This window comes from Gillisella taibaishanensis (assembly GCF_001938985.1).
GTDB lineage: Bacteria > Pseudomonadota > Alphaproteobacteria > Rhizobiales > Rhizobiaceae > Allorhizobium > Allorhizobium taibaishanense.
The window spans coordinates 365,107-377,844 of sequence record NZ_MKIN01000022.1 but is presented as its reverse complement, the minus strand read 5'-3'; the positions used below and the strand labels follow the sequence as shown (position 1 = coordinate 377,844).

14 protein-coding genes are annotated in these 12,738 nt (G+C 59.8%); 6 read left to right on the top strand and 8 right to left on the bottom strand.

Annotation, left to right across the window (positions count from 1 at the left end; all coding sequences use genetic code 11):
* Positions 1-13: 13 nt before the first annotated feature.
* The 3 genes from BJF91_RS12975 to BJF91_RS12965 all read right to left on the bottom strand — a co-directional run bounded on the left by BJF91_RS12975 (position 14) and on the right by BJF91_RS12965 (position 3,311).
* Positions 14-355, bottom strand: coding sequence for a hypothetical protein (locus BJF91_RS12975; RefSeq protein ID WP_162843864.1), 342 nt, complete (start codon positions 353-355; stop codon positions 14-16).
* A 480-nt stretch (positions 356-835) separates the two neighbouring features.
* On the bottom strand, positions 836-1,300 hold the full coding sequence (locus tag BJF91_RS12970; protein ID WP_015916481.1) for a chemotaxis protein CheW: 465 nt from the start codon (positions 1,298-1,300) through the stop codon (positions 836-838).
* 1 nt (position 1,301) lies between these two features.
* Positions 1,302-3,311 (bottom strand): methyl-accepting chemotaxis protein, encoded by a 2,010-nt coding sequence (locus BJF91_RS12965; protein ID WP_075615617.1) that lies wholly within the window; start codon positions 3,309-3,311, stop codon positions 1,302-1,304.
* A 487-nt stretch (positions 3,312-3,798) separates the two neighbouring features.
* Here BJF91_RS12965 and BJF91_RS12960 point away from each other — a divergent pair, with 487 nt between their 5' ends.
* From BJF91_RS12960 to BJF91_RS12950, 3 genes are all read left to right on the top strand, one after another.
* Positions 3,799-4,398, top strand: coding sequence for an SCO family protein (locus tag BJF91_RS12960; RefSeq protein WP_075614922.1), 600 nt, complete (start codon positions 3,799-3,801; stop codon positions 4,396-4,398).
* A gap of 130 nt (positions 4,399-4,528) precedes the next feature.
* Positions 4,529-5,401 (top strand): 50S ribosomal protein L11 methyltransferase, encoded by an 873-nt coding sequence (locus tag BJF91_RS12955; protein WP_075614921.1) that lies wholly within the window; start codon positions 4,529-4,531, stop codon positions 5,399-5,401.
* 96 nt (positions 5,402-5,497) lie between these two features.
* Entirely contained in the window at positions 5,498-5,998 is a 501-nt protein-coding gene (locus BJF91_RS12950; RefSeq protein ID WP_075615616.1) for a GNAT family N-acetyltransferase, read from the top strand.
* A 216-nt stretch (positions 5,999-6,214) separates the two neighbouring features.
* Here BJF91_RS12950 and BJF91_RS25020 read toward each other — a convergent pair whose 3' ends face one another.
* Positions 6,215-6,379 (bottom strand): hypothetical protein, encoded by a 165-nt coding sequence (locus tag BJF91_RS25020; protein WP_156540976.1) that lies wholly within the window; start codon positions 6,377-6,379, stop codon positions 6,215-6,217.
* 266 nt (positions 6,380-6,645) lie between these two features.
* On the opposite strand from BJF91_RS25020, the gene BJF91_RS12945 reads away from it, so the two are divergent.
* Positions 6,646-8,481, top strand: coding sequence for an aminopeptidase P family protein (locus BJF91_RS12945; protein WP_075614920.1), 1,836 nt, complete (start codon positions 6,646-6,648; stop codon positions 8,479-8,481).
* A 27-nt stretch (positions 8,482-8,508) separates the two neighbouring features.
* Here BJF91_RS12945 and BJF91_RS12940 read toward each other — a convergent pair whose 3' ends face one another.
* From BJF91_RS12940 to BJF91_RS12925, 4 genes are all read right to left on the bottom strand, one after another.
* Positions 8,509-8,709, bottom strand: coding sequence for a hypothetical protein (locus BJF91_RS12940; protein ID WP_139310684.1), 201 nt, complete (start codon positions 8,707-8,709; stop codon positions 8,509-8,511).
* Between the two features lie 316 nt (positions 8,710-9,025).
* On the bottom strand, positions 9,026-9,328 hold the full coding sequence (locus tag BJF91_RS12935) for an AzlD family protein (protein ID WP_075614918.1): 303 nt from the start codon (positions 9,326-9,328) through the stop codon (positions 9,026-9,028).
* Complete coding sequence (locus BJF91_RS12930) at positions 9,328-10,059, bottom strand: AzlC family ABC transporter permease (RefSeq protein ID WP_075614917.1); 732 nt, start codon at positions 10,057-10,059, stop codon at positions 9,328-9,330. The genes BJF91_RS12935 and BJF91_RS12930 overlap by 1 nt, the downstream gene beginning before the upstream one ends.
* Positions 10,060-10,237: 178 nt before the next feature.
* Complete coding sequence (locus BJF91_RS12925) at positions 10,238-10,702, bottom strand: Lrp/AsnC family transcriptional regulator (protein ID WP_075614916.1); 465 nt, start codon at positions 10,700-10,702, stop codon at positions 10,238-10,240.
* Positions 10,703-10,843: 141 nt separating this feature from the next.
* On the opposite strand from BJF91_RS12925, the gene BJF91_RS12920 reads away from it, so the two are divergent.
* Both BJF91_RS12920 and BJF91_RS12915 read left to right on the top strand, forming a co-directional pair.
* Positions 10,844-11,611, top strand: coding sequence for a tryptophan 2,3-dioxygenase family protein (locus tag BJF91_RS12920; protein WP_083943294.1), 768 nt, complete (start codon positions 10,844-10,846; stop codon positions 11,609-11,611).
* The gene (locus BJF91_RS12915) at positions 11,608-12,720 is read left to right on the top strand and encodes an aminotransferase class V-fold PLP-dependent enzyme (RefSeq protein WP_075614915.1); all 1,113 of its coding nucleotides are present in this window, start codon (positions 11,608-11,610) and stop codon (positions 12,718-12,720) included. The genes BJF91_RS12920 and BJF91_RS12915 overlap by 4 nt, the downstream gene beginning before the upstream one ends.
* The last annotated feature ends 18 nt before the right edge of the window (positions 12,721-12,738 follow it).

Here is a 12,738-nt window from a genome sequence, read left to right as displayed (position 1 = left end):
TAAGTGAACTGGGTTACTTGACCCAGATGATCTTGCCGCCATTGGCAGCTGTTTCCACCTTGATAACGTTCTTCACCCGAAGGCCGCGCGCCTGTAGTGCCTCGCGCAACTTCGGATCGGCATTGACTTCGGCCTGCGCCGCCTGGATTGCCGGGCGAAGAGCATATTTCACCGATACCGGCAGATCGCTGCCATGGCCGGGCGGATGCTGCGAGACCTGCTCGACCGAGACGCCGTCATTATAGCGCTTGCCGAACAGGATCTCCGGCAGGGCCGTGGCATTGCCGGCGGCCGGTAGGGAAAGCGCTAGCATTGTTGCAGCCAGCAGTACCGAAATCTGCATTTTCATCATCATTCTCCTGTTCACCACCGCCATCTCGCAGCGGCATGAGTTCCAGAGCGTCTCAGGTTCTGATTGGACCAGACAACTCCGGACTTCTTTATTTTCGTCTGGTCGGGAAAACTGGTTTCCACTCTTCCCTGACAGATTTTTGTCTTCATATCGGCGTTCTCGATAGCGCCTTAGCCATCCCGAAAACCCCGCTGAAACACGGCCATCCTCGCGGCGCGCCGCTATTGTCTCTGCCGCCTGTAGCGGCGTTTTGAACATGCGCTTGATCGATGCGTTCAGAAGCCGTGTTTTGATGTTTATATAGGATAACCGCCGGGCGATGTCAGGGGCTGCCGATGATCTTTTGCAGCTTTTACGGGCCACATTCCCGGCCAGCTGGGCAATGCCGTTCACAAGACGCAAGAAGCCACCGGTTCGGCGCCATCACGTCCGAACCGGTGGTCATCATGTCTATCACGATGCGACAGCTGCTGGCGTTGCCGATCAGGCGGCGTTGGCCAGCTCGTCGGCGATGACAGTGTCGAGGTTGAGGAAGCAGACCATGGACTTTTCGAGTGCCACGATGCCGCGGCAGAAGGCGCGCTGCATTTCCGGAATGATTTCCGGTGCCGGCTGCAGGTCTTCACCGCGAATGGTCATCATGTCGGAGACCTGTTCGACCAGCAGGCCAACCAGCTTGCCGGCGATATCGGTGACGATGATCGCAGACCGCTCGGAAGGCTCGGTCATGGACATGCCCAGGCGGCAAGCCATGTCGATAACGGGGATGACTGCGCCGCGCAGGTTGATCAGGCCCAGCACGTAAGGCGGCGTGTGCGGCATCGGCGTGACTGGCGCCCAGCCGCGAATTTCGCGGATCGCCATGATGTCGATACAAAATTCTTGGTCGCCCAAGTGGAAGGAAACGATTTCGAGGTATGCTCCGGACTGCTTGATGGCATTGGACATGTTAGAACTCTTCCCATTGATCGGTTGACGCTGCGGCGTTCGGTGCCGTTGCTCGGGCTGCCGAGGCGCCGCCGCCTTTGCTGAAAGCCCCCGCGACCTTGCCCATGAGCTGGCGTGCGGGAGAGGGTTTCGGAGCCGTTACCGGGCTGGCCGGTGCAGGCTTGTGTACTGTCGCATGCGTCTGACTGGACCCGGCCCGCACTGCATTGCCACCAATCTTGAACTGTCCGACAAGCTGTCCGAGACTGTCCGCGTCGCTGGCGAGCGTATGACTTGCCGCATTCGTCTGCTCGACCATTGCGGCATTCTGCTGGGTAACCTGATCCATTTGTCCGACGGCGGAATTGATTTCACTCAGACCAACTGATTGTTCGCGCGCCGAGGTTACGATCGACTTAACGTGGTCGTTAATTCGAAGCACATCTTCACCTATTTTATGCAAAGCCTCACCGGTGGCGGTCACAAGCTCGACCCCGGTCTTCACTTCGACGCTGGATTTGGTGACGAGGTCCTTGATCGTACGTGCCGCATCTGCGGCGCGACCGGCCAGCGCGCGCACTTCCTGCGCGACGACGGCAAAGCCCTTGCCGGCTTCACCAGCCCGGGCCGCCTCGACACCAGCGTTCAAGGCAAGAAGGTTTGTCTGGAAGGCGATTTCGTCGACGACATTGATGATCTTGCCGATTTCACCGGTGGCGCTTTCAATGCGCTCCATCGCGGCCATGGCATCGGACACCACGGTGCCCGACTGTTCTGCATAGGTCTTGGCATTGTCGACCATATGGCTGGCGTCTTCGGCCCGCTGGGTGCTGGTGCGAACCGTCTCGGTAATTTCGGCGAGTGCTGCCGAGGTCTCTTCCAGCGAGGCGGCCTGCTGTTCGGTGCGTCGCGCCAGGTCGTCGGCGGCGGCGCGCATCTGGTTAGCGTTGGCCTGGATTGAACTGGAATTGACGGAAATTTCGCCCATGACATTGCGCAGATGGGTGGTCACCAGGTTGAAGTCGGCACGAAGGCGCTCGATTTCCTGCGGGAAGGATTCCTCGACCACGGCCTGCAAATCCCCCTCGGCAAGCCGGTTGAGGCCCCGACCAAGGGCGTCAACGGCAGCCTTCATCCGGTCGCGTTCGGCGGCGGCAGTCGCCTCGCGCTCGCGCAGTTCGGCCTCGCGGCTCTTTCGGCTGTCTTCGGCCTCGGATTCGAGGGTCCGTTTGTCGATGACGGCCTGGCGGAAGATATTGGCGGACCGGGCGATATCGCCGATTTCGTCGCCGCGCGTCAGGCCGGTGATCTCGCTGTCGTAATTGCCCTCGATGATGTCCTTGAGGTTGGTGCGCACGCCGCGAATGCCCGATACGACCGAGCGGGCGTGGACCATCTGCAGGCCAAGCACGATGAAAAAGGCGATCAGGCCAATGGTGATCTGCATGGTCATCGAGCTTTTGGAAGCGGCTGTCGCCTCGGCAACGCGCTGCTCGACTAGTTTGCCCGCGGCTTCGGAGAGGTTGGACAGTGCATCGTTGAGCTTGCCGCCGGCGCCGTCAATGACGTCGTCGATCCGCGCATAGTCTTCTTCAGGCGCCTTGGTTTCAACCAGGCGCTTCAACTCCACAGCGGTTTCCTGACGGATCTTGGCGACATCGGCGTCGAAACTTGTAACGCTGGAGGTCATGCCGACATCTTCGGCGACCTTCTTTACGGTGGCTGCCCCATCGGCCAGCGTATTGCCATTGTCCTCGAAAATCTTCTGGCGATCCGGCTGGACCTTGCCTTCGTCACGGTCGATGATGGTGTCCATGGCGGCGAGGGTGATGGCGCCATTGGCCAGCCGCATCTCATTTACCGTTTCCAACCGATTCTTCAGCTCGATTGCCCGGTTGAGCGAAATGTCGAGTTGGCTGCTCTTGTAATAGCCGACGGCCAGCATGGCCGCGATGGCGCATATGGCTGCGCCTCCCAAGGTCATCAGGCGCTGTCCGACGGAAAGGCCTCGGCCGGAAATTACATCGCTCATGAACATCCCCGCAATGGCTCAATTGAGTGGACCGGTCGCTCTGACCGGTCGGATTCTGCAACATGATGTGCGGAGTAACGGGCATGAGCGCCGTGATGAACGCGTCCTGCGTGACTGACAATCCTGACTGCGCCCGGCGCCCATCATTCGGATGGCAAGGCTTTAGTCAGTCCTCCGAGGACGTCATGTCCTGACGGCGCATGGCCGACATGTCCGCAGACTGTGGCTTATTAATATTAAGTATTCACTAATACTATGTGAGATTGCAGATAAGGACCCGTGCTGCTTCACGCAGAAGACATAACAGGGTGTTTTGCAGCAAGCCGGCGAGCGACACTATGTCCCGGTCATTCTGCTCGATTGCCGCTTGTTTGATTTGCCTTGCCGGTCCGACGGCTTGTAAGGATAGACGCGTGGAGCGGCATGTCTGAGGTGGCCATATGGCTGCAGCGCTTGGACGCCGGGAATTGCAGGACGTAGAACGACGATGAAGAAACTGCGGATCGGGCTTTGGGTGCTGGTTGCAGGTATGGCCGGTATTCTCGGTTACCTCTCGATGGAAATCGGCCAATCGAAGCAGATTATTGGCGAGGCAGCCTATGGCGTGCCATTCCAGCTTGTCGATCAGCACGGCAAGCCCGTCAGCGAGCAGGCGCTGCGCGGCAAGCCGAGCGCGGTGTTTTTCGGCTTCACCCATTGTCCGGAGGTCTGCCCGACAACGCTGTTCGAACTCGATGCCTGGTTGAAGAAGGTCGATCCTGACGGAGGCCATCTCAACGCCTATTTCGTCACCGTCGATCCTGAGCGTGATACGCCTGAAATGCTCAACACCTATGTCTCCAATGTCTCCGACCGGATCATCGGCATCGGCGGTCAGCCCGACAAGGTCATGGATATGGTCAAGGGCTTTCGCGTTTACGCCAAGAAAGTGCCTGTTGACGAGAAGAATCCGGGTGGCGATTACACGATGGATCATACGGCGTCCGTTTTCCTTTTGGATGCCGATGGCCGGTTCAAGGGAACGATCGCCTATGGCGAAAGCCCCGATACGGCGGTGCAAAAGCTGCAGAAGCTGATGAAGGGCTAAGCAGTGCCGCCGTCTGATTGGCCGGTTTGGCATTGCAACGGCGGGTCAGGCATTGTACCGGAAACGGCAAAACCGCCCGTGCCTGGCCGCCCATTAGCAGCGCCGGGCCGCCCCATCAGGAAGATCGACCGTGAGCGAAGTTCGTCTTTTCACCACCACGACCGAAGTGCAGGCCAATCATATCCTCGACCTCTTGAGTTTTGAATTCGGGGAAGAGGACTATGCCATCGCGACCACTGAGGTGGACGAGAAGAACGATATCTGGCAGGCCTCGGTCTATCTGATGCTTTATGAGGAAGACGAGATCCGGGCTCGGGTGGCGCGCGCCATCGCCGAGGACTATCCCGATCTTGCCATCGAACGCGAAATCATCCCCGACATCGACTGGATCGCCAAGTCGCTCGAAGGCCTCACGCCGGTTCGGGCAGGGCGGTTCCTGGTGCACGGCTCCCACGACCGCGACAAGGTGCGTCCCCACGATCTTGCCATCGAAATCGACGCCGGCCAGGCCTTCGGTACCGGCCATCACGGCACTACCGCCGGCTGCCTTGAGATGATTGACAGCGTCGTGCGGGCGAAGCAGCCGCGCAATGCGCTCGATCTTGGCACCGGCAGCGGCGTATTGGCCATTGCCGTGCGCAAGCTCGTCAACGTGCCGGTTCTCGCCACCGATATCGATCCAGTTGCGGTGCGGGTCGCGCGTGACAATGGCCGTCGAAACGGTGTGCCCGCTGGCATCGAATGGCGCACGGCGCCGGGCTTTCACTCCACCGCCTTTGCCGAATACGGTCCTTTCGATCTCATCATTGCCAATATTCTCGCCCGGCCGTTGATGAAGATGGCGCCGCAACTGGTCAATCATCTCGCCCCCGGTGGCTCGGTGATCCTGTCAGGCATTCTCGCCTCACAACGCTGGAAAGTCATCGCCGCCTATAACGGCGCCGGTCTCAAGCATGTCCGCACGCTCTGGCGCAATGGCTGGGTGACGATCCATCTGCAGTGATAGGCCTGCCTTGACGCGTGCGGTGCAGCAGTGCCCTGGATGCATGGCATCGAAACGTCAGAACCCGGCGTCGGTGATCGCAATCAGGATATCACGATGATGATCCGCAAGGAGCAGCCATCCGATGTGGCGGCGATCGATACGCTAACCGAACGGGCTTTCGCGCCGATGGCCTTCAGTAGCGGCACGGAAGCGACGATTATCAAGGCTTTGCGCCAGACCGGGAGGCTTGCCTTGTCGCTTGTCGCAGAAGAGGAAGGCACTGTTGTCGGCCATGTCGCCTTTTCGTCAGTCACGATAGGCGAGACGATGGAAGAGGGCTGGTTCGGCCTCGGGCCAATTTCCGTCGAGCCGATCAGGCAAAGGGTGGGCATCGGCCGAGCGCTGGTGCAGACCGGGCTCGATGCCCTGCGACAGGCGGGCGCAAAAGGCGTGGTCTTGATCGGCAATCCTACGATTTACAGCCGCTACGGCTTTGAAAGCGACGGTCGCTTGACCTACGGGAGCCTTGCCACACGCTTGGTTCAGAGAATCGTGTTTACAGGGGCGCCGCCTGTGGGCGAACTGCATTTTGCGGATGCTTTCGAGCAGAAATAATGGATGTGGCGCCTGCTTTGCAGCAATGCTGCGAAATGCAGGCAATAAAAAAGGCGGCACCGCCATGCCGCCTTTTTCGATCAGGTCTCCCTGATCAAACCCGCGAACCCTGGGAGGAGAGGCTCAAGCGGGTCCCGTAACCGGGCTAGTATGACAGACCAGCAGCTAGCGTCCGCCGAACCGGCGTTGGATGTGCTGCAAGACTGTCTAGTTGAATTAGATCGCGGCGCGAACCGAGCCGTTACGGACAGTGCCGGTCCGGGTTTCGCCGGCCAGGATATCACGCGAAAGCGAAGAGGCACCCGTCAGTCCGTTACGGCCAATCTGACGGCCGAGCGGCATAGCGCGGGTCGGAGCAGAGGTGCGAATTGGGCTGGTCATCGGAATTCTCTTCGGGTTCGAATTATGTTGCGTTGCGGTGCTTCTAATCGGTTCATTCGATTTGCGACAGCGGTTTCCCTACATGGGAGCCATGCGCTGGACGCATTGATTTGTCGGCAGATTGGCGCATGGTGGTCAAAAAACCGTCATATTTGCCGCAGGACAGAGTGCTCGTTCGAAAACGCGGGGCAACGGCCGGGCAGGGGTGGCATTTATGCGCGGCTGTTATAGGGTACCAGCAGTTTTGGCAGTGTCGGACAGAATTTATGTTGCAATCGTTTGAAGTCACATCCACGCCGCAATTGGGTCGGGAGCGGGTCGAAGCCCTGCGCGGCCAGTTCTCGATCCTCGGTATCGACGGTTTTCTCGTGCCGCGCGCTGATGAATACCAGGGTGAATACGTGCCGGCTTCGGCCGAGCGGCTGTCCTGGCTGACAGGCTTTACCGGGTCTGCCGGTGAAGTGCTGGTTACGCAGAGCCAGGCGGTGGTGTTTGTCGACGGTCGCTATGTAACGCAGGTGCGCCAGCAGGTGGATCTCGATGTGTTCACGCCCGGCGATCTCGTCGGTGAGCCACCGGCAAAGTGGATCCCGGCCCATGCGCCGAAGGGGTTCAAGCTCGGCATCGATCCCTGGATGCATACGGTCTCGCAGGTGTCGCGGCTGGAAAAGGCGCTTGCCGAAATCGGCGGAACGCTGGTGCTCGTGCCGGAAAATCCGCTCGACACGGTCTGGGCGGATCGGCCCGCCGAGCCGCTCGGTACAGTCTCCATCCAGCCGATCTCGGCTGCGGGCGTCGAGGCAGCTGAAAAGATCGCGACGATTGCCGCCGATCTTGCCGCCAAGGAGCTTGCCGCCGTCGTGATCACCGATCCGTCTTCGGTGGCTTGGATCTTCAACATCCGCGGCAGCGATGTGCCGCACACGCCGCATCCGCTGTCGCGGGCGATCATTCATGCCGATGGCAAGGCCGACCTGTTTCTCGACCGGCGCAAGACCAGCCTTGAAGTCGAAGCCTATCTCGAGCCGCTCGTCACCCGCCGTGACCCGAGGGAATTTGCCGGCCGGTTGGCTCAACTTGCCGGAACCGGTGCCCGCATCATGATGGACCCGGAACTGGCGCCGGCGGCGCTTGCGCTGCTGATCGTCAGCCAGGGTGGCAAGATGGTCGATGGGTCAGATCCGGCCAAACTTGGTCGTGCCGTGAAGAACCTGGTGGAGTTGAACGGGTCTGCTGTCGCCCATGTGCAGGATGGCGTTGCCGTTGTGGAATTTCTGAGTTGGCTCGACCGGCAGCCCGCCGGTTCGATCACCGAGATTGGCGCGACGCAGGCGCTGGAAGCTGCCCGCGCCAAGGTCGGCGAGCGGATGCAGAATCCGTTGAAGGATATTTCCTTCGATACGATTGCCGGGGCCGGCGAGCACGCGGCGATCATGCACTACCGGGTAACAACCGATAGCGACCGGCCGATCAAGGCCGGGGAAATGTTCCTGGTCGATTCTGGTGCGCAATATGTCAACGGTACCACCGATATCACCCGCACTCTGGCCGTCGGCGCGGTGTCGGACGAGCAGAAGCGGTTCTTTACCCTTGTGCTGAAGGGCATGATTGCGATCAGCACGGCGCGGTTTCCCAAGGGCACGCGCGGCTGCGATCTCGATCCGCTGGCCCGCATCAATCTGTGGAAGGCTGGTGCGGATTTCGCCCATGGCACCGGCCATGGCGTCGGCTCGTTCCTGTCAGTGCATGAAGGGCCGCAGCGGATTTCCCGGCTTTCCACTCAAGAATTGTTGCCGGGCATGATCCTCTCCAACGAGCCGGGCTATTATCGCCCGGGCCATTTCGGCATCCGCATCGAGAACCTGGTCTATGTCAGGGACCTCGAGCCGGTCGAGGGTGGCGACATGGAGATGATGAGCTTCGAGACGCTGACCTTCGTGCCTATTGATCGCTATCTGATCGTCGAGGACATGCTGACCCGCGAGGAACTGCGCTGGCTGGATGCCTACCACGCCCGCACCCGCGAGCAACTGCTGCCTCTGCTGGACAATGATGATGCCCGAAACTGGCTCGTCCGGGCAACAGAACCGCTGACGCGTTAAAATTGATAAGGACGGGAGGAGAGCGGATTACCGCTCTCTTTCCTGGCTTTCGCGTAGCGCCTCGTCCAGGGCGACATCGAGCAAGTAGCTCAGCATTTCGCAACGGGCGGCTTCCGAGGCTTTGATCAGCTTTTGCAGATCCTCGGCAATCTGATGGATCGGATTGATGGAAGGAGCGGCGTCCTTGCCTCCAGCGATAAGTTCCAGCCGTTGACGATTTTGAACCATGACGAAAACCCCCTTATCGATGCGATCTGCTCTTTGCCCCATGCTACCGCGAGCCTTGCCGCCGGGAGACATCGGCACCAAACCCGGCTTCTCCCTATCGAATGTCCGGGAATGTGCCAGGTAGGCGAGAATCAGCAAGGCAAGCGGCTGCGTCGATAGTATTCTACCATAGGTTTTTTATATTAAATATAGCTGAATAAGTTATCGTGATTTTATGGGTCGCTTTGGCGGTGGACATGGCAGCTACAGCAACGGCAAGGATGCGTTTTGCTGTCGCTGTGTCGCGTCAATGGCTGTGCGACGGGAGGTTGTAACCTCAGATCATATGCCGCAGCACTATGGCGGCGCCCCAGCCGCAGAGCAGCATCGGGATCAGCGAAAAACGCAGGCCGGCGAGAAGGCCGATAACCATGGCAATTTTCACTTCCGGACCTCCAGCATAGAAAGCCGGGGCGACGAGGGTGGTCAGCACGGCGGCCGGAACGGCGTTCAGCGCCGCATCGACACGCGGCGGCAGGGCCTTGAAGCGGCTGATGACGAGATAGCCGCCGGCGCGGGTGAGATAGGTGGCGACGGCAGCGGCGAGAATGATCGCCATCATCGTGGGGTCGATGTTCATCACCGAGCGGCCTCCGCTACAGGTTCAGGAGTGGTCGAGGCATTCTCCTCGTCCGGCGTTTTTGGTGGCGGTAGCAGGGCGGCGGTAATGATGCCGGCGAGCGCGCCGAGGCTCACATGCCAGGGGGAGCCAACGGTCTGCATGGCGATCACGGATGCCACGGCGCTGACGCCAACGACGACGAGAAAATTGGGACGCTTGCGAAAGCTCAGCACGCTGGCCATGAAATAGACCGGCAAAAGCACGTCTAGGCCGACCGATTTCGGGTCGCCGATCAGGCTGGAAAACATCGCGCCGATGGCGGTAAAGCCGACCCAGGGAATGTAGATGGCCAGCGCAAAGCCCATGTACCAGCCGAAGGTGACGGCCTTACCGTTTTCATCATGCTTGACGGTTTCGGCAAATTGCGGATCGGTCATGAAGAAGAAGGCGAAAGCTTTTTGCGGGCCATTCAGCCGGCGAAAATAGGGGCCGATGGCTGCCGAATAGAGGATGTGGCGAAAATTGACGGCAAAGACCGACAGCACGATCAGCCAAGCCGGTACGTCATGGCCAAAAAGCTCGATACCGACGAGTTGGCTTGCGCCGGCAAAGATCGTCGCACTCATCAGCACCGCCTCGGCGATCGTTTGGCCATGGGCGGCAGCGACAGCGCCGAACAGTGCGGCAAAGGGCAGGGTGGAGAGCGTGATGGCGGTGCTTTGCCGCGCGCCATCGATAAAGTCCGACATCGTTCTTTCCTAGGATTGCACGGCCATGAACGGCATCGTCCCGACATGGCGAGCCGCAGGCTGAATTAGAGCATCATTGAGAACCGGGCAAATCAATAGAACTGATTCTGCGTCGATTTTCATTGATGCGTCAGCGGATTGATGCCCTATCCTGGACGAACTTTCTTGTAGAAAAGGATCAGGAGCCGATGGCTTGCGCGGCAACGGCAAGCGCTGTCTCCGCCTTGATTTCGCGGGTGACCATGGCGGTGATCGAGCGCTTCACGCCCGGCAGCCGGCAAATTTCCTCCCGCAATAGCTTATCCATCCCGCTCATGTCCCTGGCGAGGATATGCAGCAGATAATCGGCTTCGCCTGTGGTTGCATGACAGCGGCGGATCAGTGGATGGTTTCGAACGGCGGCCTCGAAGGCTTCGGATTGTTCGAAATCGATCGAGACCTGCACGAAGGCTTCCAGCCCGAAGCCAAGGCGGGCAGGGTCCAGTTCGGTGCGGTAGCCGCGGATTACGCCTTGTTCCTCCATTGCCTTTACCCTTGCCCAGCAAGGTGACTTGCTGAGCGACACTTCTTCCGAAAGCGCCGCATAGGAGATGCGCGCATCACGCTCCAATGCGCGAATGATCTTTCGATCGAGCTGATCCATTACGAACGTCCCGCCATTTAAAAATCTTGCAGAACAAAATACTGCAAATTTCTCAGTTTGCCCATCAACTCAAAACAATGTTCGCCCCAAACATCGCTATCCTCGAAGCACAATGAAAGCGCAGCTGACCCGGAGTGGATCATGGACAAGAAAGCCTATTACGACCGGATCGAAACGCCGCAGATGCTCGACTACGGCGTCTATCTGAACTGCGATAAGCTGCTGACCTGTCAAAAGCCGCTGGCCGACCTCGCCAATGCCGACGAGCTACAGTTCCAGATCGTCCATCAGGTGGAAGAGCTCTGGATGAAGCTCATGGCCTATACGCTGGTCGACGTGATTGATTATCTCGAAAAGGCAGATACCAACCGTATCGTCACCCTGATGGGCCGGGTGCATCGGCTGATGCGGCTGATGACGGCGCAGCTCGACGTGCTCGAAACCATGTCGCCCAAGGAATACCAGCAGATCCGGCTGCAGCTTGGCAATGGCAGCGGCCAGGAATCGCCGGGCTTCAAGCTGCTGCTGCGCATGCCCTATGATCTCTGGGACGCGTTCAAGGCCTCCTATCTCGACGGGCGCGGCCTAACGGTTGCCGATATCTACGACGAGAAATACAGCCACGACGACAGCTATGTCGTGGCTGAAGCGTTGATCGAGTTCGACGAGCTGTTCCAGAAATTCCGCGCCAACCATGTCTACCTCATCCATCGCTCGATCGGCCTCGGCTCAAAGTCGCTGAAAGGCCGGCCGGTCGATCTGTTGCAGGCCGGTGCGCGGCATCGCTTCTTTCCGGAGCTCTGGGATATCAGATGCGACATGACCGATGCCTGGGGCGCGTCCTATGGCGTCGTGCGCGAGGCGATCCATGACAAGCCGACTGAAGCGGCCGCGACGAGCGCCAAATGAGCGGCTATTGTCTCTACCATTCGATCGGCACCTATCCGGCCAAGCAGGCGGACACGGCGCAGGCTCTGGCGCAGTTTGCCGAGATCTGGTCCCGCGAAGACGACAATCAATGGCCGCAAGCGCTTGGCGCCAGAGACCGGTTCATCCGCAGCTGGGAGCGGCTGATCCGAGCGCCCGAGGGCACAATGACCACGGTGGAAAACGTCACTGTGGCGCTGTCCAGCCTGATCGGCGCGCTGCCCGGAGAATATCTGCGGGGAAAGCGTGTTCTTATTGCAGAGGACTGTTTTCCGAGCCTACACTTCCTGCTCGCGGGCCTTGAGGAGCGCTTCGGCTTTCGGCTCGACACGGTGCCGCTGCGCCAGGGCCAGGCCTATGTCGAGGATGAGGATTACCTCGAGCATTGGGGCGAGGATGTCGGCCTTGCCGTGATCACCTGGGTCACATCGACGGCTTCGAAGCGCGCCGATCTCTCCGCGCTTGCCGCCCGCGCGCGGGAAACCAGAGCCTTGACCGTCGTCGATATTACGCAAGGCGTTGGCATTCTGCCCTTCGCGGTCGGCGATTTCGATGTGGTGATCGGCTCCTCTTTGAAATGGCTGTGCGGCTTCTCAGGTGCAGGCATGCTCTATGTCCGTACCGCGCTTTTGGATCGGTGCGAGCCGGAACTGCGCGGCTGGTTCAGCCAACCCAACCCGTTTTCCTGGGCGCTCGACAGCTTCTCTTATGCGCCTGACGCTCGGCGCTTCGATCACGGCACACCGGCGGTGCTGGCGGCGGTTGCCTCGCAGCCCGGTCTGGACTTCGTGCTCGACACCGGCGTCGAGGTCTTGCGTGCCCATAATCTGCGGCTGACGCGTCAATTGATCGCCATGGCGCCCGATCTCGGCCTGGTGCTGGCCTCGCCCGTGCAGGAGGATCGGCGCGGCGGCAGCGTCATGCTGAAGGCTCAGAGCGTAGAGCGGGCGAAGGTGCTGGTGGCCCATCTGAAATCGCAGCAGATCTTTGTCGATCATCGCGGCGAGACTCTGCGCTTTTCACCCGGAATCGTCACCAGCGAAGCCGATCTGGCGCGCCTGCCGGACCTGATCGGTTCTTACGCTGCCTGATTGACATGTGCCGCATGA